14 protein-coding genes are annotated in these 17,803 nt (G+C 61.8%); 5 read left to right on the top strand and 9 right to left on the bottom strand.

Translation table 11 applies throughout. The features are described 5' to 3' along the window. Nucleotides 1-27: 27 nt before the first annotated feature. Nucleotides 28-2,133: an ATP-dependent DNA helicase RecG gene (recG, locus tag ACT6VE_RS04800; RefSeq protein WP_444797487.1), complete on the bottom strand. Its 2,106-nt coding sequence runs from the start codon at nt 2,131-2,133 to the stop codon at nt 28-30. Between the two features lie 107 nt (nt 2,134-2,240). On the opposite strand from recG, the gene ACT6VE_RS04795 reads away from it, so the two are divergent. Continuing rightward, nucleotides 2,241-2,549, top strand: a complete 309-nt coding sequence (locus tag ACT6VE_RS04795) for an FAD assembly factor SdhE (protein WP_444797486.1) — start codon at nt 2,241-2,243, stop codon at nt 2,547-2,549. Further along, nucleotides 2,546-6,058 carry a transcription-repair coupling factor gene (mfd, locus tag ACT6VE_RS04790; protein ID WP_444797485.1) on the top strand — a complete coding sequence of 1,171 codons (3,513 nt, stop codon included), beginning with the start codon at nt 2,546-2,548 and terminating at the stop codon, nt 6,056-6,058. The genes ACT6VE_RS04795 and mfd overlap by 4 nt, the downstream gene beginning before the upstream one ends. Nucleotides 6,059-6,113: 55 nt before the next feature. Here mfd and ACT6VE_RS04785 read toward each other — a convergent pair whose 3' ends face one another. Continuing rightward, the gene (locus ACT6VE_RS04785) at nt 6,114-6,782 is read right to left on the bottom strand and encodes a DsbA family oxidoreductase (RefSeq protein ID WP_444797484.1); all 669 of its coding nucleotides are present in this window, start codon (nt 6,780-6,782) and stop codon (nt 6,114-6,116) included. A gap of 134 nt (nt 6,783-6,916) precedes the next feature. After that, a complete protein-coding gene (locus tag ACT6VE_RS04780) occupies nt 6,917-8,713 on the bottom strand; it encodes an extracellular solute-binding protein (RefSeq protein ID WP_444797885.1) in 1,797 nt (598 codons plus the stop codon). 290 nt (nt 8,714-9,003) lie between these two features. Between ACT6VE_RS04780 and ACT6VE_RS04775 the strand changes: the two genes are divergently transcribed. Together ACT6VE_RS04775 and ACT6VE_RS04770 are read left to right on the top strand one after the other, a co-directional pair. Next, nucleotides 9,004-9,627 carry an invasion associated locus B family protein gene (locus tag ACT6VE_RS04775; RefSeq protein ID WP_444797483.1) on the top strand — a complete coding sequence of 208 codons (624 nt, stop codon included), beginning with the start codon at nt 9,004-9,006 and terminating at the stop codon, nt 9,625-9,627. Nucleotides 9,628-9,829: 202 nt separating this feature from the next. After that, nucleotides 9,830-10,537: a FadR/GntR family transcriptional regulator gene (locus ACT6VE_RS04770; RefSeq protein WP_444797884.1), complete on the top strand. Its 708-nt coding sequence runs from the start codon at nt 9,830-9,832 to the stop codon at nt 10,535-10,537. Here the strand turns inward: ACT6VE_RS04770 and ybaL are convergent, their stop codons facing one another. The 5 genes from ybaL to ACT6VE_RS04745 form a co-directional block, all read right to left on the bottom strand. Continuing rightward, nucleotides 10,538-12,328 (bottom strand): YbaL family putative K(+) efflux transporter, encoded by a 1,791-nt coding sequence (ybaL, locus tag ACT6VE_RS04765; RefSeq protein ID WP_444797482.1) that lies wholly within the window; start codon nt 12,326-12,328, stop codon nt 10,538-10,540. It abuts the gene before it with no gap. 110 nt (nt 12,329-12,438) lie between these two features. Next, entirely contained in the window at nt 12,439-12,786 is a 348-nt protein-coding gene (locus ACT6VE_RS04760) for a hypothetical protein (RefSeq protein ID WP_444797481.1), read from the bottom strand. Nucleotides 12,787-12,804: 18 nt separating this feature from the next. Next, nucleotides 12,805-13,074 carry a hypothetical protein gene (locus ACT6VE_RS04755; RefSeq protein ID WP_444797480.1) on the bottom strand — a complete coding sequence of 90 codons (270 nt, stop codon included), beginning with the start codon at nt 13,072-13,074 and terminating at the stop codon, nt 12,805-12,807. A 191-nt stretch (nt 13,075-13,265) separates the two neighbouring features. Next, on the bottom strand, nt 13,266-13,790 hold the full coding sequence (locus ACT6VE_RS04750) for a DUF992 domain-containing protein (RefSeq protein WP_444797479.1): 525 nt from the start codon (nt 13,788-13,790) through the stop codon (nt 13,266-13,268). A 184-nt stretch (nt 13,791-13,974) separates the two neighbouring features. Next, complete coding sequence (locus ACT6VE_RS04745; RefSeq protein ID WP_444797478.1) at nt 13,975-14,187, bottom strand: hypothetical protein; 213 nt, start codon at nt 14,185-14,187, stop codon at nt 13,975-13,977. Between ACT6VE_RS04745 and ACT6VE_RS04740 the strand changes: the two genes are divergently transcribed. Continuing rightward, nucleotides 14,186-14,479, top strand: a complete 294-nt coding sequence (locus tag ACT6VE_RS04740; protein ID WP_444797477.1) for a hypothetical protein — start codon at nt 14,186-14,188, stop codon at nt 14,477-14,479. The genes ACT6VE_RS04745 and ACT6VE_RS04740 overlap by 2 nt on opposite strands. Here ACT6VE_RS04740 and ACT6VE_RS04735 read toward each other — a convergent pair. Then, nucleotides 14,469-17,789, bottom strand: a complete 3,321-nt coding sequence (locus ACT6VE_RS04735) for an Ig-like domain-containing protein (RefSeq protein ID WP_444797476.1) — start codon at nt 17,787-17,789, stop codon at nt 14,469-14,471. The genes ACT6VE_RS04740 and ACT6VE_RS04735 overlap by 11 nt on opposite strands. Nucleotides 17,790-17,803: the final 14 nt, after the last annotated feature.

Raw genomic sequence — 17,803 nt, 5'->3', positions numbered from 1 at the left:
GACGAAATCACGATTTTGTGGTCGTGATCAGCCGGCGCGCAGGAACCGGATCGCCTCGTCCCGGCGATGGAGATAGAGCAGCGTGCGGATCGCCTCGCCACGCTGGCTCGTCAGGTCGGCGTCGCGCTCCAGCACATAGGCGGCATCTTTGCGCGCAATCTCCAGAAGGTCGCCATGCGCTTCGAGGCTTGCCACCAGAAAGCCCGGCGTGCCGGATTGCCGGGTCCCCAGCAACTCGCCTTCGCCGCGCAGCTTCAGGTCCTCCTCGGCAATGCGGAAGCCGTCTTCCGTGTCGCGCAGAATGGAAAGGCGTGCCCTTCCATTCTCGCTGAGCGGCCCCTTGTAGAGCAGGATGCAGCTCGACGCCTCGTCGCCGCGCCCGACGCGGCCACGCAGTTGGTGAAGCTGGGCGAGCCCGAAGCGCTCGGCATGTTCGATCACCATGATGGTGGCATCCGGTACGTCCACGCCAACCTCCACCACTGTCGTCGCGACCAGCAGTCGCGTTTCACCGGTTTTGAAGGCGAGCATGGCCGCGTCCTTCTCGGGTCCGCTCATCCGGCCGTGTACGAGGCCGGCGGCGGGGCCGAAGACGCTGGCGAGCGTCGCATGCCGCTCCTCGACGGACATCAGGTCGCTCTCTTCCGATTCTTCGACGAGCGGGCAGATCCAATAGGCCTTCTTGCCTTCGGAAATGGCTGCGCGCAGCCGATCGACGATTTCTCCGACGCGCTCCTGCGCCACCACGACGGTCTGGATCGGCTTGCGGCCGGCCGGTTTCTCCGTGAGTTTCGACACATCCATGTCGCCGAAGGCCGCAAGCACCAGCGTGCGCGGGATGGGCGTCGCCGTCATCACCAGCATGTGCGGCGAGATGCCCTTCGCGGTCAGCCGCAGGCGTTGGTGCACGCCGAACCGGTGCTGTTCATCGACGACGGCGAGCACGAGGTCATTGTAGACGACATTGTCCTGGAACAGCGCATGCGTGCCGATGACGATTTGCGTTTCACCGGAGGCGATGCGTTCGAGGATCGCGTCGCGTTCGCGGCCCTTGGTGCGGCCAGTCAGGACGTCGATGGTGACGCCGGCGGGTGCCGCCATGCGCGACAGCGTGGCAAAATGCTGCCGGGCAAGGATTTCGGTCGGCGCCATCAGCACGGCCTGTCCGCCGGATTCGACGGCGGCGAGCATCGCCATCAGCGCCACCGCCGTCTTGCCCGCGCCGACGTCGCCTTGCAACAGCCGCAACATGCGCTGCTCGCCTGCGATATCCTTGAGCACTTCGGCAATTGCCACCTGCTGGCTGTTGGTCAGCGAAAAGGGCAGGGCGTCGATAACCGGTCGGCTGAGCGCACCCGTCGCGACGACCGGCCGGCCGGCGACCTTGCGCAGGCGCTGGCGCACGAGGGCGAGCGAAATCTGGCCTGCCAGGAACTCGTCATAGGCAAGCCGGCGGCGGGCGGGGGCCTGTGGGTCGAGGTCCGTCTCGTCGCGCGGATCGTGCAGGCGATGGATGGCATCGAAGGCGGAGGGGAAACCCTCCCGTTGCAACAGCGTCTCTTCGATCCATTCCGGCAGGTGCGGCACGCGAGCGATCGCCGCCTCCACTACCTTGCGCAGCACACGGGACGTCAGGCCCGCGGTCAGGCCGTGCACCGGCTCGACCAGCGGCAGGTTGTCGGCGTCGCCAAGCCGGGCCATATAGTCCGGATGCACCATGGAGGGCCGGCCGTTGAACCAGTCGACCTTGCCGCTGACGACCACCGTTTCGTCGATCGGCAGCGCTTTTTCCAGCCAGTTTCCCTTGGCGCGGAAGAAGGTGAGCGCCAGCTCGCCCGTCTCGTCGTGCAGGAAGACGCGGTAGGGCTGGTTCGATTTGCCGGGCGGCGGCGGCTGATGGCGATCGACGCGACCGGTGATCGTCACGATGACGCCCTGCTGCGCATTGGCAATGCCCGGCTGGTTACGGCGATCGACGATACTGTGGGGAAAATGGAAAACGAGATCGATGACGCGGCAGTCGTCGATGCTCTCCTGGTTGAGCAGGCGTGCGAACAGGTCTCCCAGCTTCGGGCCGATGCCCGGAAGGGAAGAAAGCGGTGCAAAGAGCGGATCAAGAAGGGCGGGACGCATGACCGGCAAAATCGCTGGAGAAGGACGCTTTGGCAAGGCTGACAAGTGGCTTTTGCCAGTCTATAGAAGCGCCAGACGATCCAAGCGGTAGGAAAGTGAAGACGATCATGACGGGAACGACACGCTCCAGCGCCGAGATCGACCCACGCCGCAAGCGCATCCTCTTTCGCTGCTGGCACCGCGGTATCCGCGAGATGGACCTGGTGCTCGGCGCCTTCGCCGATGCGGAGATCGAAAACCTCAGCGAGGCCGAACTGGATGAGCTGGAGCGCATCATGGAGGAGGAGGACAACGACCTCGTGAAATGGGTGACCGGTGAAATGCCGGTGCCTGAAGAATTTCGCGACGGCCTCTTCCCCCGCATCGCCGCCTATCGCCCCGATTTCTCTCCGCTCTTCAAAGACGACCGCGCATGATCCCCGGTTTTTCCCCTGAACGCATCGCGGCTGCCGGCCGACCGCTGACCATCGGTGCCGTGCCGTCAGGCGTCGAGCCGCTGATCCTTGCCGATCTTGCCCGCAAGACCGGCCCGATCGCCTTCGTTCTGTCGGACGGCCAGCGCATTTCCGATCTCGAACAGATGCTCGGCTTCGTCGCGCCCGACATTCCGGTGCTGACGCTGCCCGGCTGGGACTGTTTGCCCTATGACCGCGTCTCGCCGAGCGCCGAAGTTTCGGCACGCCGGCTGTCCGCGCTCTCGGCGCTGATCGCCCACCAGAAGAAGCCGCATCCGGCCATCGTGCTCGTCACCGTCAACGCCATGCTGCAGAAGACGGCGCCGCGCGCGATCATCGAAAGCCTGGCTTTTTCTGCCCGGCCCGGCAACCAGATCCGCATGGACGATGTCGCCGCAAGACTGGAGCGCAACGGCTTCGACCGCGTCGCGACCGTACGCGAGGTCGGCGAATATGCGGTGCGCGGCGGCATTCTCGACGTTTTTGTGCCCGGCAGCGGCGAGCCGGTGCGTCTCGATTTCTTCGGCGACACGCTGGAATCAATCCGTTCCTTCGACCCGGCCAGTCAGCGCACGACGGGCCAGGCGCGTTCGCTCGATCTCAACCCGATGAGCGAAGTGACGTTGACGCCGGAGACGATCTCCCGTTTCCGCACGCAATATCTCGCCGCCTTCGGTGCCACGACACGTGACGATGCACTCTACCTCGCCGTCTCCGAGGGCCGGCGCTATGCCGGCATGGAGCACTGGCTGCCGCTGTTTTATGAGGAGCTGGAAACGACCTTCGACTATCTCGAAGGCTTTCGTATCGTCACTGACCATACCGTGCGGGAATCGGCTGTCGAGCGCGCTCGTCTCGTGCGTGATTATTACGACGCGCGTGTTGCGTCCGCGACGCCGGGCAAGGGCAAAATATCGCAGTCCACGCCTTACAAACCCGTTCCGCCCGGCCAGGTCTATCTCGATGCCGAGCGTTTTGCGCAGGAACTCGATCAACGCAACGCCATCCGCCTGACGCCCTTCAACGAGCATGAAGGCGAAGCGCGCCAAGTCGTGGCCATTGAGGCGCGGCCGGGCATGCGCTGGGCGCGGCCGGCGGGCAACGAGGATGCGGAGGGCGCCCGCGTCAACGTGTTCGGCCAGGCGGTGACGCATATTGCGGACAAGCGCGCTTCGGGTGCCAAGGTTCTCGTCACGGGCTGGTCGGAGGGGTCGCTCGATCGCCTGTTGCAGGTTCTTTCCGAACACGGCCTCGGCAATGTCGTGCCTGTCGAAAAGTTTGCCGACGTCCGCAAACTGAAGCCGGGTGAGGCGGGTTCCGCAGTGCTCAGCCTCGAAAGCGGCTTCGAGACCGGCGATGTGGTCGTTATCGGCGAGCAGGATATTCTGGGTGACCGCATGGTGCGGCGCTCGAAGCGGCGCAAGCGCGGCGCGGATTTCATCACGGAGGTCGCTGGTCTCGACGAGGGTTCGATCGTCGTACATGCCGAACATGGCATCGGTCGTTTCGTCGGCCTGCGCACCATCGAGGCGGCCGGGGCGCCGCATGCCTGTCTCGAACTCGTCTATGCGGATGAGGCGAAGCTCTTTCTGCCGGTCGAAAACATCGACCTTCTGTCGCGCTACGGCGGCGAGGGCAGCGATGCGATGCTCGACAAGCTCGGCGGTGTCGCCTGGCAGGCACGCAAGGCCAAGCTCAAGAAGCGCCTACTCGACATGGCGAACGGGCTTATCCAGATCGCCGCCGCGCGCCTGGTGCGTCATGCCCCGGTGCTGGCGGCTCCAGACGGTATCTACGACGAGTTTGCTGCCCGCTTCCCCTATGACGAGACGGACGACCAGGCGACCGCCATCGATGCCGTGCGCGAGGATCTCGGCGCCGGCCGACCGATGGACCGCCTCGTCTGCGGCGACGTCGGCTTCGGCAAGACGGAAGTGGCGTTGCGTGCGGCCTTCATCGCCGCGATGAACGGTGTTCAGGTCGCCGTCGTCGTGCCGACGACGCTGCTCTCCCGCCAGCATTTCAAGACCTTCACCGAGCGTTTCCGCGGGCTTCCGATCCGTTTGCAGCAGGCCTCCCGCCTGGTCGGCTCGAAGGAACTGGCGCTGACGAAGAAGGAACTGTCCGAGGGGAAGACGGATATCGTCGTCGGCACCCATGCGCTGCTTGGCAGCTCTATCAAGTTCGCCAATCTCGGCTTGCTGATCATCGACGAGGAGCAGCATTTTGGCGTGAAGCACAAGGAGCGGCTGAAGGATCTGAAGAGCGATGTGCATGTGTTGACGCTCTCGGCGACGCCGATCCCGCGCACCTTGCAACTCGCCATGACGGGTGTTCGCGAACTGTCGCTGATCACCACGCCGCCGGTCGACCGCATGGCGGTGCGCACCTTCATCTCGCCCTTCGATCCGCTCGTCATCCGCGAGACCTTGATGCGCGAGCATTATCGTGGCGGTCAGAGCTTTTATGTCTGCCCGCGTCTCAGCGACCTTTCGGAAATCCATGATTTCCTGCGCCAGGACGTGCCGGAGCTGAAAGTGGCGGTCGCGCACGGCCAGATGCCGGCGACCGAACTCGAAGACATCATGAACGCCTTCTACGAGGGCCGCTACGACGTGCTGCTCTCGACGACCATCGTCGAATCCGGCCTCGACGTGCCGACGGCGAACACGATGATCATCCATCGCGCCGACATGTTCGGCCTCGCCCAGCTCTACCAGCTGCGCGGGCGCGTCGGCCGGTCGAAGGTGCGTGCCTTCGCGCTGCTGACGCTGCCGGTCAACCGCACGCTGACGGGCATGGCGGAGCGTCGCCTCAAGGTGCTGCAATCGCTCGACACGCTTGGCGCAGGCTTCCAGCTCGCCAGCCACGACCTGGATATCCGCGGCGCCGGCAACCTCTTGGGTGAAGAACAGTCCGGCCATATCAAGGAGGTCGGCTTCGAGCTCTACCAGCAGATGCTCGAAGAGGCCGTGGCTGAGATCAAGGGCGACGAAGAGGTCGCCGACAGCGGCTGGTCGCCGCAGATTTCGGTCGGCACGCCGGTGATGATCCCGGACGACTACGTACCGGACCTGCATTTGCGCCTCGGTCTCTACCGCCGTCTGGGCGAGATCACCGAACTCGGCGATATCGATGCTTTCGGCGCCGAACTGATCGACCGCTTCGGCCCGTTGCCGCTCGAGGTGCAGCATCTCTTGAAGATCGTTTACATCAAGTCGCTCTGCCGCGTGGCGAATGTGGAAAAACTCGATGCCGGCCCGAAGGGCGTCGTCGTGCAGTTCCGCAACAAGCAGTTCCCGAACCCCGCCGCACTGGTCGGCTACATTTCCAAGCAGGGCACGCTCGCGAAGATCAGGCCTGACCAGAGCCTGTTCCTGTCCCGCGACTACCCGACACCGGAAAAGCGCCTGACAGGCGCGGCGCAGGTAATGACGCAGCTTGCGGGGCTGGCAAAACAACCGACATGAAAAAGCCGCCCGGCGAAAGCCGGGCGGCCCATTTCCTGTCGCGCACCGGGCCTTATCAACCGGCGGCGCGTTCCTTTGCCTTCACCGCCACAATCTCGCGGAAGGCGTTGGTCAGCACGTCCACCGACTGGGCACCCATCACCGCATATTTGTTGTCGATGATGAAGCACGGCACGCCGGTGACGCCCATGTCGCGGGCCATGCCGATTTCTTCCTTGACCGCATCGACATCGGCGCCGGCGGAAAACAGGGCGCTCACCACGGCGCGGTCCATGCCGTTGTTTTCCGCAATATCCAGCAGCACCGTGCGGTCGCCGACATTGCGGCCTTCCTCGAAATAGGCCTTGAACAGAGCTATCGCCACGCGGGCCTGGATTTCCGGGCTCTCGATCATCGCCCAGCGGAGCAGGCGGTGGGCATCCAGCGTGTTCGGGCTGACTTTCACAGCCGGAAAATCGAAATCGATGCCGTCCTCATGGCCGAGGCCCGTCAGCATCTTGTGCGCCCGCTCGACCGCGTCGGCGCCACCGAGCTTTTCCGCGAGGTGTTTTTTGTGGTCGACGCCTTCGGCTGGCATGTCCGGGTTGAGCTGGTAGGGGCGGAACGTCACGGCCACGGCAAAGTCGCCCTTGACGTTGTCGATTGCTTTCTCAAGCCGTTTCTTGCCGAGGTAACACCAAGGGCAGACGACATCCGAAACGACATCGATCGTAATGGCTTCCATCCGGATTTCCTTTCGAGACGCCGGAGTTTCCGGCGGACGCACATTGACGCGCTACTTGAACGCCGAGATAGGCCGGTCTGCCGCGGCTTTCAACAGGTTACCTCAAAGTACCCTTAATTCTGGGGATGTCCCCTTTATTGTGCCTGCTCGTCCCACCATGCGGGGAACTGGAAGCCCCAGAGCGGCGTCATCTCGGGTCGACCAATATGTTTGTTGCGCGCCACCCATTGCTCTCCGAGATGATAGAGCGGGACGATGTAGTTGCCGGAAAGCAGCATCCTGTCCTGGAGACGAACGGCGGACTGAAAATCCTCTGCCGAACGGGCGGTGAGAATGGCCGTCATGACACGGTCGATATCGGGATCGGCGACGCCGGCGAAATTCTCACTGCCTTCGAGATCGCGCGCCTGTGTTCCCCAGCGTCGCACCTGTTCGAGACCTGGCGACAGCGACGACAGGAAGGCCTTCATGATGACATCGTAGTCGAAGGTCTGGCTGCGGCTCTGATATTGCGAATCATCGACGGTTCTGAGGCTTACCCGCACACCGAGGGCGGCAAGGAAGCGCTGGTAGGCGAGGGCGAGTTTTTCCTGGTCGGCGTTCTGCGTCATGATTTCAAAGGCGAGCGGCTTGCCGGAGGCATCGACCATGCGGCCGTCCTTGATCGAATAGCCAGCCTTCTGGAAATGGCCCATCGCCTCCCGCAACACCTTGCGGTCGCGGCCCGAGCCGTCGGTCACCGGAAAACGATGCGTGCCGGCGAGCACGGAGGGATCGATTTTGTTCACCGCGTCGCCGATGATTTCGCGTTCGCGGGCGTCGATCGGTACATTGAGCGATGACAGTGCTGAATTCTGCCAAAAACTTTCCGTGCGCGTATAGGCGTTTTCAAACAGGGTACGATTGACCCATTCGAAATCGAAGACGAGCGAGAGCGCCTTGCGCAATTCCGCGTTCTGGAAGACAGGCCTGCGTGTGTTGAAGACGAAGCCGAACATCACCGGCGGCAGTTTCGACGTCACGGCGTCCTTGATGACCGTGCCGGAGTGGACCGCAGGAAAATCGTAGCCGCGCGCCCATTTTGTCGGATTGCCTTCCTGGTAGACGTCGATCACGCCCTTCTTGAAGGCCTCGAACAGCGAATTGTCCTGCAGGAAATACTCGACGGAGATCTCGTCGTAATTGTCGAAGCCGACCTTCGAGGGGATGTCCTTGCCCCAGTAATTCGGATCGCGCTCGTAAACGATGCGTTCGCCTGGCTTTACCGCCTTGACCTTGTAGGGGCCGGAGCCGAGCGGCAAGGCGAGCGATGACCGGTCGAAAGTCTCCACGTCGATCGCATGCTTCGGCAGGATCGGCGAGAAGGCGATGAGGAGCGGTGCCTCTCGGTCACCCTTCTCGTTGAAGGTGAAGCGGACACTGTGCTCGCCGGTCTTTTCCAGCTTTTCGACGGCATTCAGGCGGATGCTGAACGGCGCACGGCCCTTGTCGCGCATCAGCTCGAAGGTGAAGATGACGTCTTCCGGCGTCACGGGCTTTCCGTCCGCCCAGCGCGCCTTCGGGTTGAGATGGAATTCGATGAAGCTGCGGTCGTCGTCCCACTCCACGCTTTCTGCGAGCAGGCCATACATGGAGAAGGCTTCGTCGCGCGAGCGCACCATCAGCGATTCGTAGACGAGATTGCCGAATTCCGGATCCCACATGCCGCGCGCCGTCGTGCGCATGCTTTTCAGGATGAAAGGATTGAGACTGTCGAAGGTGCCGACGACGCCATAAGAAATGCGGCCACCCTTCTTCACGTCCGGATTGACGTAGCTGAAGTGCTTGTAATCCGGCGGCAGGGCCGGGTCGCCATGCATGGCAATGCCGTGGAGGGGGGCGGCATGGCCAAGGCTGGCGGGCACGCCGATGAGGCAGGCCGCAAAGGCCATCAGGAAGGGGCGCAAGGGGATCTCCTCGTGAGGTCCGGATGATTCTTTGTTATTATAACCGCTGGAACGGGGACAGCAGTGTGGCAAGTGAGGGAAATCGAATGCGTGCGGGATTTTCGCAAGAAAAGCTGGATATCCGCAGCCGCCCATTGTAACAGGGTTCCCCGAAGCGGGTCATGCAAATGCCTCAATTCGCCGACAGGAGAGCGCACGACTGACCACACGCCCGAGAGGGGCTCAAGGAGGGGCGTCGTCGCTCCGGCACCGGATTTTCAGGAGACCGAATTCGTATGATCTTCACATCGCACCTCATCAAGCGGACCGTGCTTTCCGCCTTTGCTGCTGGCGTTGCCCTGGCGGCTGTGCCGTCCGCATCGCTCGCACAGCAGGCCGCTCCGCCGAAGGGCTGGTTCAAGGTCTGCACCAAGCAGGAAGACAATGACGTCTGCATCGTGCAGAACCTGTTGGCGGCCAACAGCGGCCAGCTGATCACCGCTGTCGGCCTCATCACCGTCACCGGCAAGACCAACCGCAAGATCATGCAGGTCTCGGTCCCCAGCGCGCGTCTCATCCCGCCGGGCATCCAGATGCAGATCGACGGCGGCAAGGGCCAGAAGCTCGACTACGCTATCTGCATGCCCGACAAGTGCGTCGCCGAAGTGCTTCTGACCGACCAGATGATCGCCAGCCTCAAGAAGGGCGGCGAACTCGTGCTGACCTCGATCAACTTCCAGCGCGCGCCGAACCCGATCAAGATCTCGCTCGAAGGCTTCACCGGCGTGTTCGACGGCGAGCCGATCGAACAGTCGAAGCTTGAAGAGCGCCAGCGCCTGCTGCAGGAAGAAATGCAGAAGAAGGCTGAGGAAGCCCGCAAGAAGCTCGAAGACGCCCAGAAGGCAGCCAAGAGCCAGTAAGACTTGCCGCTTAAATCCAGACATGAAGAACCCGGCCGAGAGCCGGGTTTTTTGTGTGTGACAGACGCGTGACGCGATCGGGCTTTGCGGAATCGGCGGGGCGCTCTATACCTGCACGATTGTTCCGGACCAGAGGGGTGGGCCGGGGCGGAGGAGGGGAACGTTCTTGCGCAAAGGTTTGCTTGAAACCGTCATCAGCGGGATGAACACGCGTACCAGCCATGCACAGGTCGTCAACGAACTGGGCAGGGCCATCATCGCTGGAGACTACCCCGTCGGGGCGACGCTGCCGGGCGATGCCGAGCTTGCCGCCCGCTTCAAGGTTTCCCGCACCGTTCTGCGCGAGGCGATGAAGACGCTCGCGGCCAAGGGCCTTGTGGTGCCGCGCGCACGCATCGGCACGCGTGTGACGCCGAGCATGCAATGGAACCTCTTCGACAGCGATATCCTCACCTGGTACTTCGCCGTCGGCGTCAACGAAGATTTTCTGCTGCATCTTTCCGAGGTGCGGCTCGCCTTCGAACCGCATGCCGCGGCGCTGGCGGCGCGGCATGCTTCCGAGGCGGATATCAGCCAGATGATGCGCCTTGCCGTTGCCATGGGCGATCCGGAGCATACGGCGGAAACGCTCGCCGTGGCCGACCTGAAATTCCACCTGTCCGTGCTCGAGGCCTCGCGCAATCCCTTCCTGCGCACGCTGGGTAGCCTCATCGAGGCCGGGCTTGTCGGCGTCTTCAAGCTGAGTTCACCGGCCTCCGATCGCGGCAAGATCGGCGACGTGTCGACCAGCCATATCCGCATCGTCGAGGAGATCGACAAACGCGACGAGGACGGCGCAAGGCGCGCGATGGAAAATGTCATCCGGGTTGGACGTGAGCGGGTCGTCGAAGCCCTGCGCAGCGAAAAATAGTCAGGCCGACGACGGCGCGGCGAGATCCAGCTCGCCCTGCGTAACATCCTTCGGGCGGTGCCCCTTTTGCGCATCGCCGGCAAGCAGCCGATCGGCCATCGCCGCGGCAAGCTCCTCCTTGGCAATGACAATGTGATTGGCGCCGAATTGCCGGAGGTGATCGGCCTCCGCCTGAGAGTTCGCCCGCGCCACGATGCTGATCGCGCCATTGGCTGCGCGCGCCTGCTCGATCAGCGTGCCGGCGGCAAAGGCATCCGGAAGGGCGGTCACGAACCATCGCGCGCCGGCAATGTTGGCCTGTGCCAGCACGCCGCGGCTACCGGCGGGCTCACCGATGGCCTCGATGCGACCGTCCCGCAGCTCTTCCGCCACGCCGGCCCGCTCCTCGATGACGAGCAGGGGAATGCCGGCCGCACGCAACTGCTCGACGATGCGCCTGCCGACGCGGCCATAGCCCACCACCACCGCATGGTCGGTGAGCGTCGTCGGCTCCGGCATATCCTGTGCCGGCTCTTCTGGATGCGTTGTCGCGTCTTCGTCTCCTGCCGGTTCCGCCGCGGCTGGGGCCGCGTCAAGCTTCGCGCCATAGCGATCGACCGCCATGAAGAGCAACGGATTGACGAGAATCGAAAACAGGGCGCCCGCAACGATAAGATCCTGCGCGACGGGCGGCAGCAGGTCGAGGCCGACACCCAGAGCGACAAGGATGAAGGAGAATTCGCCGACCTGCGCCAGGCTCGCGGCAATGGTCAGCGCGATCGTGCGCGGATAGCCGAACGCCTTGACGATCAGGTAGGCGGCAGCCGACTTGATGAAGACGATCGTCACGATGGTCGCAAGGATCGCCAGCGGCCGTTCGATCAGGTTGACCGGATTGAACAGCATGCCGACGGAGACGAAGAAGAGAACTGCGAAGGCATCGCGCAACGGCAACGTTTCGCGCGCCGCCTGTTGGCTGAGTTGCGATTCGGCCAGCACCATGCCGGCAAAGAACGCGCCGAGCGCGAAGGAGACACCGAAGAGTTTTGCCGAGCCATAGGCGACACCCAGCGCAATGGCGAGGACCGAGAGGCGAAACAGCTCCCGCGAACCGGTATGCGCCACATAGTGCAGGATCATCGGAATGACCTTGCGTCCGACGACGAGCATCAGCGCTATGAAGGCGGATACCTTGAGCGCGGTGACACCGACCGCCGTCCAGACCGCGCCGATACCAAGTGCTCGCGTCAAGTCGGGATCGACATTGGCGGTCTGCGCCGTGCCGCCCAGCACGCCGGCCAAAGGCGGCAGCAGCACGAGCGTCAACACCATCACCAGGTCCTCGACGATCAGCCAGCCGACCGCAATACGGCCTTTTTCCGTCTCCACCATGCGGCGTTCCTGCAATGCGCGCAGCAACACCACGGTACTGGCGACGGAAAGCGACAGGCCGAACACGAAGCCGCTGCCCGCCGACCAGCCCATCGCAAGCGCAAGCAGCAGGCCGAAGACGGTCGCCACCGCGATCTGGCCGATCGCACCCGGAATGGCGATCGCCCGGACCGACAGCAGGTCCTTCAGGGAAAAATGCAGACCGACACCGAACATCAGCAGGATGACGCCGATCTCCGCCAGTTCGTTCGCGAGATTTTGGTCTGCGACGAATCCGGGCGTGAACGGGCCGATGATGACGCCCGCCAATAGATAGCCGGCTATCGGCGGCAGGCGGAAGCGATGCGCAACTAGCCCCGCCGCGAAGGCAAGGCAGATGCCGGCAACCAAGGTTGCGATCAGCGGTGTCTCATGGGGCAACGCACTATCCCGATTTTATTGAGAGAACGCCCGCAAATCGCAGGAAGTTCTCTATAATTCAAGAGGATAGGGTACCGTCGCCAATTTCTGTGCGCAAGGCGGTAAATACATCAGCCGTCGTTGCTGGCGTCCAGTTCTTCCGGCCGCTTGCCCTCGTCCACAGCGCGGGTCACCAACTGGGCGGCTCCCATCGACTGGTAGAGATTGAAAAGCGCCTCGCTTGCCCGTGCCGCAAGCCGGAACCAGTCGCTGTTACCGGCAATTGCAGGGTGGTGGAGAAGCTGGTCATCGACGAGATCGAGCACAATGGAGGCCGTGTGCACCGCCTCGTGAAAGCCGAAGGAACCGGACGTATAGTGGGACAACAGCACTGGCGGCGTCATGGCGCGTTCGTCGGCCAGAATGTCGAGCAGCTTCAGGCGTTCGTCTTCCAGTTCGATATCGGTGCTTTCCAACATGGTCGTCTCCATTCGTTTCTAATCCCACAGATACTCGATTCGAGTGTGACGACGGAGAAGAAGAAGCGAGCGATCCGGCTGTATTTGATAGATTTCCACGACACGGCGGCCACGATTGTCGAAGAACGTATGGTCGAACGTGCTGCCAATCGGTGCTTTCGTCAATTTGGTGCGCGGCTGCCCGCCATAGGTGATGCTGCCCGGGATGGGCTCCATCGACCGCGGAGTGCCGGCCGTACAGGCGGCAAGCAGGAGAACGGACAGAAGAGCGGGCAAAAGACGGGTCATGATGGTCTCCTCGTCAGCATTCTAAAGCATGTCGCGCAAAGTGTGCAGCGGTTTTGCGATAAAGATATGCGAAGAATCAAAGACCTAAAGCGCAAGGAGCGAATCCGAAACATCGCGGTGCGCTTTAGCAGATCACCATGCGGCAGCCCCCATGAGAAACGGGCGACCAAGGCCGCCCGCTTTCGTCCGTATCAACCCTGCGGCGTGAGCGTTACCGAGGTACCGGTTGCCGCCAGGTTGAGGCCGATCTGCCCGCTGATGCTGATCGTCTGCAGGTGGATCGAACCCGAAGTACCGCCAACGAGCAGGTTGGTACCGATGCCAAAGCCGAGGGTCGCTTCGGCTGTCGCACCCTGGTAGAGGCCGCCGAGCGAACCCTGATGGTAGCCCGCCGTCGGCGCGAAGACCGCCCAGACGATGCGGCCCTGCGTGGTGAAGCCGAGATCGACGCCCAGCTTGCGGATGACGCCGCTGTAGGAATCGTGTGTGCCGCGGCTGGAGGAGAAGACGCAATCGACGGTCTTTGCCGAACCCAGCACGTAGCCGACTCCGCCGCCGACGTCGCAGGTCAGCATCCCGATCTTGACGCCGCCCTGGTCGCCACGGTCGACATAGGTGGGTGCCGGATCACGGTTTGCCATGTCGGCCGCGCCAGCCGTGGTCGCGATAGCCTGCGCAAGGGCCAGCGCGAGGACTGTTCCGAGCTTTTTATTCATCTGTGCACTCCTTCTAACAGGCACGATAACGGCGAATCCGGCGAATTTGTTCCGGGTCGCAGGGCATCTCATGGCGAAGATCGTGGCAGAGTGTGGGCAGGTAACGTTTTGCTAACAGATTGCAGGCGCCGGCAGCGCCGGGTGAGGCTTTTCAACATCATATCCGGGGAGGGCATAGGCCGCTTTACACCTGATTGATCGTCGGCAGATGCGTGATCACCTCGTCGCGGCGCCTTTCGTCGAGGCGCGCGATGTGCTCGTTCCAGAACACTTCGGCCGCGCGCGTCTCGTGTTTCCATTGCCGAGTGCTGAGTTGATTGTCGTCGATCTTCGCCAGCCGGTTGCCGCCGAGGCGAACATATTCTGCGGCAAGTTTTGCGGTGGATGTCTGTTCCATGGCGGCCTCCTGTGGTGGCGAACCAGAAACCCGCATGCTGCCCGATTGTTCCGGCAACAAAAAAGGCCGGGGCGAAACCGCACCGACCTTCCTCATCATCACCTTTTCACCAGTGCCAGTACATCCGTGGTCAAGGGCATCAGGTGATGGCAGCAATTGCGAGCGGCAGATATTTTCCAGCGCTCATAGCAATGCCGATGCAGGGTATATAGGTGGGCATTGTGTTCAAAACAAGAGGTTTCAGGTCAGCCCCGTGCTGAATCCGCATCATGGCTCCAGCATCACAAGATGAAGTCGGTGCTTCTCATATCAATAGCGGCATCCAGGCGAAGGGAGAAATCGATGCTGCCATCGCCGTTCACGTCGCCATGGATGAATGTATCACCATTCTTCTTGAGGTAGCGCAGTTCACCGGCCTTATGGCTGAACTCCATTATCCCGATGAATGTAAAAGCCTGGTCGCCGGTCGTTTTGGTGCTGGCGTCAATGGCGGATATGTCGAACTTGTCGCCGCCGACGCGCGAGAAATCGTAGACGATGTCACGCGCGGTTAATGTGCTTTCCGCGGTTTTGAGGAATACGAAGGTGTCCGCACCCGTGCCGCCGTAGAGCTTGTCGGCGCCTGCTGCGGCGTAGAGCCTGTCGTTGCCAGCTCCCCCTTTTAGCGTGTTGGCCGCCGCGTTGCCGACGAGCCGGTCGGCAAAAGACGAGCCGGTCAGGTTCTCGATCGACGAATATGTGTCGCCCTTGGCGTCGCCGGCGTTGGAGGCCTGGTTTGTCAAGCTGGCGCGAATGGCTGCCGCCGCGCCTTCATAGGATGCTGTGTCGCTGCCGGTCCCACCGTGCAGCTTGTCGGCGCCAGCACCGCCGACCAGTGTATCGTTGCCGTCTTCACCGTAGATCTCGTCGGCGCCGCCTCCACCGGATATGAGATTTGCGCCGCCATTGCCTTCCAGCCTGTCTGCGAAGGACGAACCGGTCAGCCTCTCTATGCCAAAATAGGTGTCACCCTGTGCGACGCCGGTGTTCGTGGATGGCCGCCACAGGCTGGCGACAACCGCGCCTGTCGCCGTCTCGTAGGAGGCAGTATCGATGCCGCTACCACCATCAAGCCTGTCGCCACCGGCACCGCCGATAAGAACGTCGTTGCCGCCTTTGCCATCCAGCAGGTCATTGTTCGACGTGCCCACGAGCCTGTCATTGCCAGGCGTCCCGGTTGTTTGATAATCACCCGTGACGGTGATCTTGAAGGATTGTTCCGCTTCGTAGCTCGTACCGATCGACAGATCGTCGACTCGCACCGTCACGTCGAGAGTAGTATTGGTCTGGTAGTCGAGGCTGACTCCCTTCTTGAGCCAGAGTGCGCCATCCTTGATCTCGAACAGCCCCGCATCACTGCCGGTTAGGGACAATTTGTTGTAGTAGGGGCTTGTGTCGGGATCCAAGACTACAAGCGTCGCGACTTTTTGCGGCGCTTCCGTTGACGCGTCCTCGGCAATGGACATCATCAACTGATCGGTGACGAGCTTCGGTGGATCGTTGAAGGACTTGACGTTGATGGAGAAGGTATACTCTTTTGGCGTGGAGCCATCCTCGTTGCCGTCTTCAACAGTGAAATTGAAAGAGGCTTTCCACGTTTCCGAGCCGTCATGCACGAAGATGACCTTGCCGGCGACGAGTTCAGCGACGGTGAAGCTCGTCGCGACCGTGCCGTTTACCAGCAGCTTGCCGGCGCTTACGCTGGAAACGGTGAAGTGGATGTCCGCGGCGGCGTCGTCCGGATCGGTAATCTTGAAGGCGGCCGGGTTCAGCTTGTAGCTGCGGCCTTCCGTGACTGCTCCCTTCAGGCTGCCCATAGGCTTCGGTGCATCGTTGACGGGGTTGACGGAGAAGGTGAATGTGGATGACGTCGGGATCGAGTTGTCCTCGTCGCCATCTTCGACTGAGACCTTGAACGTTGCCGTCGTCGTCTCCGTGCCGTCATGGACGAAGGCCACCTTGCCGGCGGCAAGTTGAGCGCCGGTAAAACTCGTCTCGACCACGCCGTCGACCAGCAGTTGAACGGCTTCCTGGTTGGAAACGGTGAAGCGGACGCCCGAGGCAACATCGTCCGGATCGGTGAAGTTGAGGTCTGCGGTCGTCAGCACGTAGCTGCCGCCCTCATTCAGTGTTGCCGCCAGGTCGCCGGCTACAACGGCAGGGGTGTTTGGAATGCCCCCTGTTTCAACCACATAGCTATTGGAGATTGTCGTCCCTGCTACGCGATTGCCCGCGTCGTCCGTAAATCCCGTATTTTCGAGAGTGATAATATTTTTTGCGTCGGAGATACCGGCAGTCGGAGTAAGTGTCGCCGTCCATGTGATGCCATCCGCACTGACAAGCCCATCCAACGCCGCATTCTGAACCATGAGGTCAGTCAGGCTAAAGCCTTTGACCCTTTCGCTGAACGTGATCGTAACTGTTGCGGTCTCGCCCGTCTGCAGCACGGTATCCGACACGTGTATCGCCGCCGTTGGAAGCTCGGTATCGATAGCGAATGTGTTCGATACGGTGGTACCGGTACCCGTGTTCCCGGCGTAGTCCGTCAGACCCGAATTGAGGAACGTGATTATGTTCGACGTGTCGGTAATATTTTGGGTCGGCGTGAACGTTGCATACCAGGTCAGACTGGGATCTGACACCGGGTCCGGTAGATACCACCGGCTCAAAGTGCCGCCCTCAACAGTAATCGCGTTGTTGTCTAGATTTTTGATATCTTCGCTGAATGTGAATGCGACGTGCGTGGTTTCTCCGACCGTAAGCATGGTATCTTCGATGGTGATCGTCACCGTCGGGCGTTTTGTATCGACCCAGTAACTGCCAGATGTCGTGCCGACGCCGCTATTGCCAGCCAAGTCGGTGAGCTTCGTATTGTCGAGTGTAATGCGGCCGCCGTTCTGAGTATCGGCTGGCACCGTCAATAACCCGGTCCAAGTCTGTCCGCCATCGGATGACGACATATCGCCCAGCGTACCCATGCCGGCTGACACGGACAGGTCGGCGGCCTCAAACCCGGTGATCTTTTCACTGAATGTGATGGTGACTGTGAGATCTTCGGCGGCACTTCCGCCCGAAACAACGATGGTCGAGGTCGGTCGCGTCGTATCGATCGTGTAATTCGGGGAATCCGTGGCGCCAATGCCGGTGTTGCCTGCAAGGTCCGTTACATCGAAGTTGTCGAGGGTAATGACGTTCGTCGCGTCTGTGAAGTTGGCTTTCGGCGTAAACACCGCCGTCCAGGTGATGCCGCTGTCGGACGTCGTGACAGTGCCCAGCGTACCGCCTTCGACGGTGAGGTCGTCATTGTCGAATCCCAAAACCTTCTCGCTGAAGGTGATGGTAACAAGCGAGGTCTCGCCAGCCTTCAGCGCGCTGTCTGAAACGGTGATCGTTGAGGTCGGCCGAACGTCGTCAACGACAAGTACGTTGTTGGCCCCCGAGCCTGTGGCAGAGGCAGCGGACATTGGGGCACTTCCATGGTGGCGATCAAAACCACCTGCCATTTCCCCATTGCTTGAAGAGGGTTGCCCGGCGTCATCGAAAGAAAGTGCAGCCTGTGTCATGTCAACATCCTGTC

It is taken from the genome of Shinella sp. (assembly GCF_052438155.1).
Taxonomy (GTDB): domain Bacteria; phylum Pseudomonadota; class Alphaproteobacteria; order Rhizobiales; family Rhizobiaceae; genus Shinella.
The sequence above is the reverse complement of the archived record's forward strand: the minus strand, read 5'-3'. Positions and strand labels throughout refer to the sequence as shown.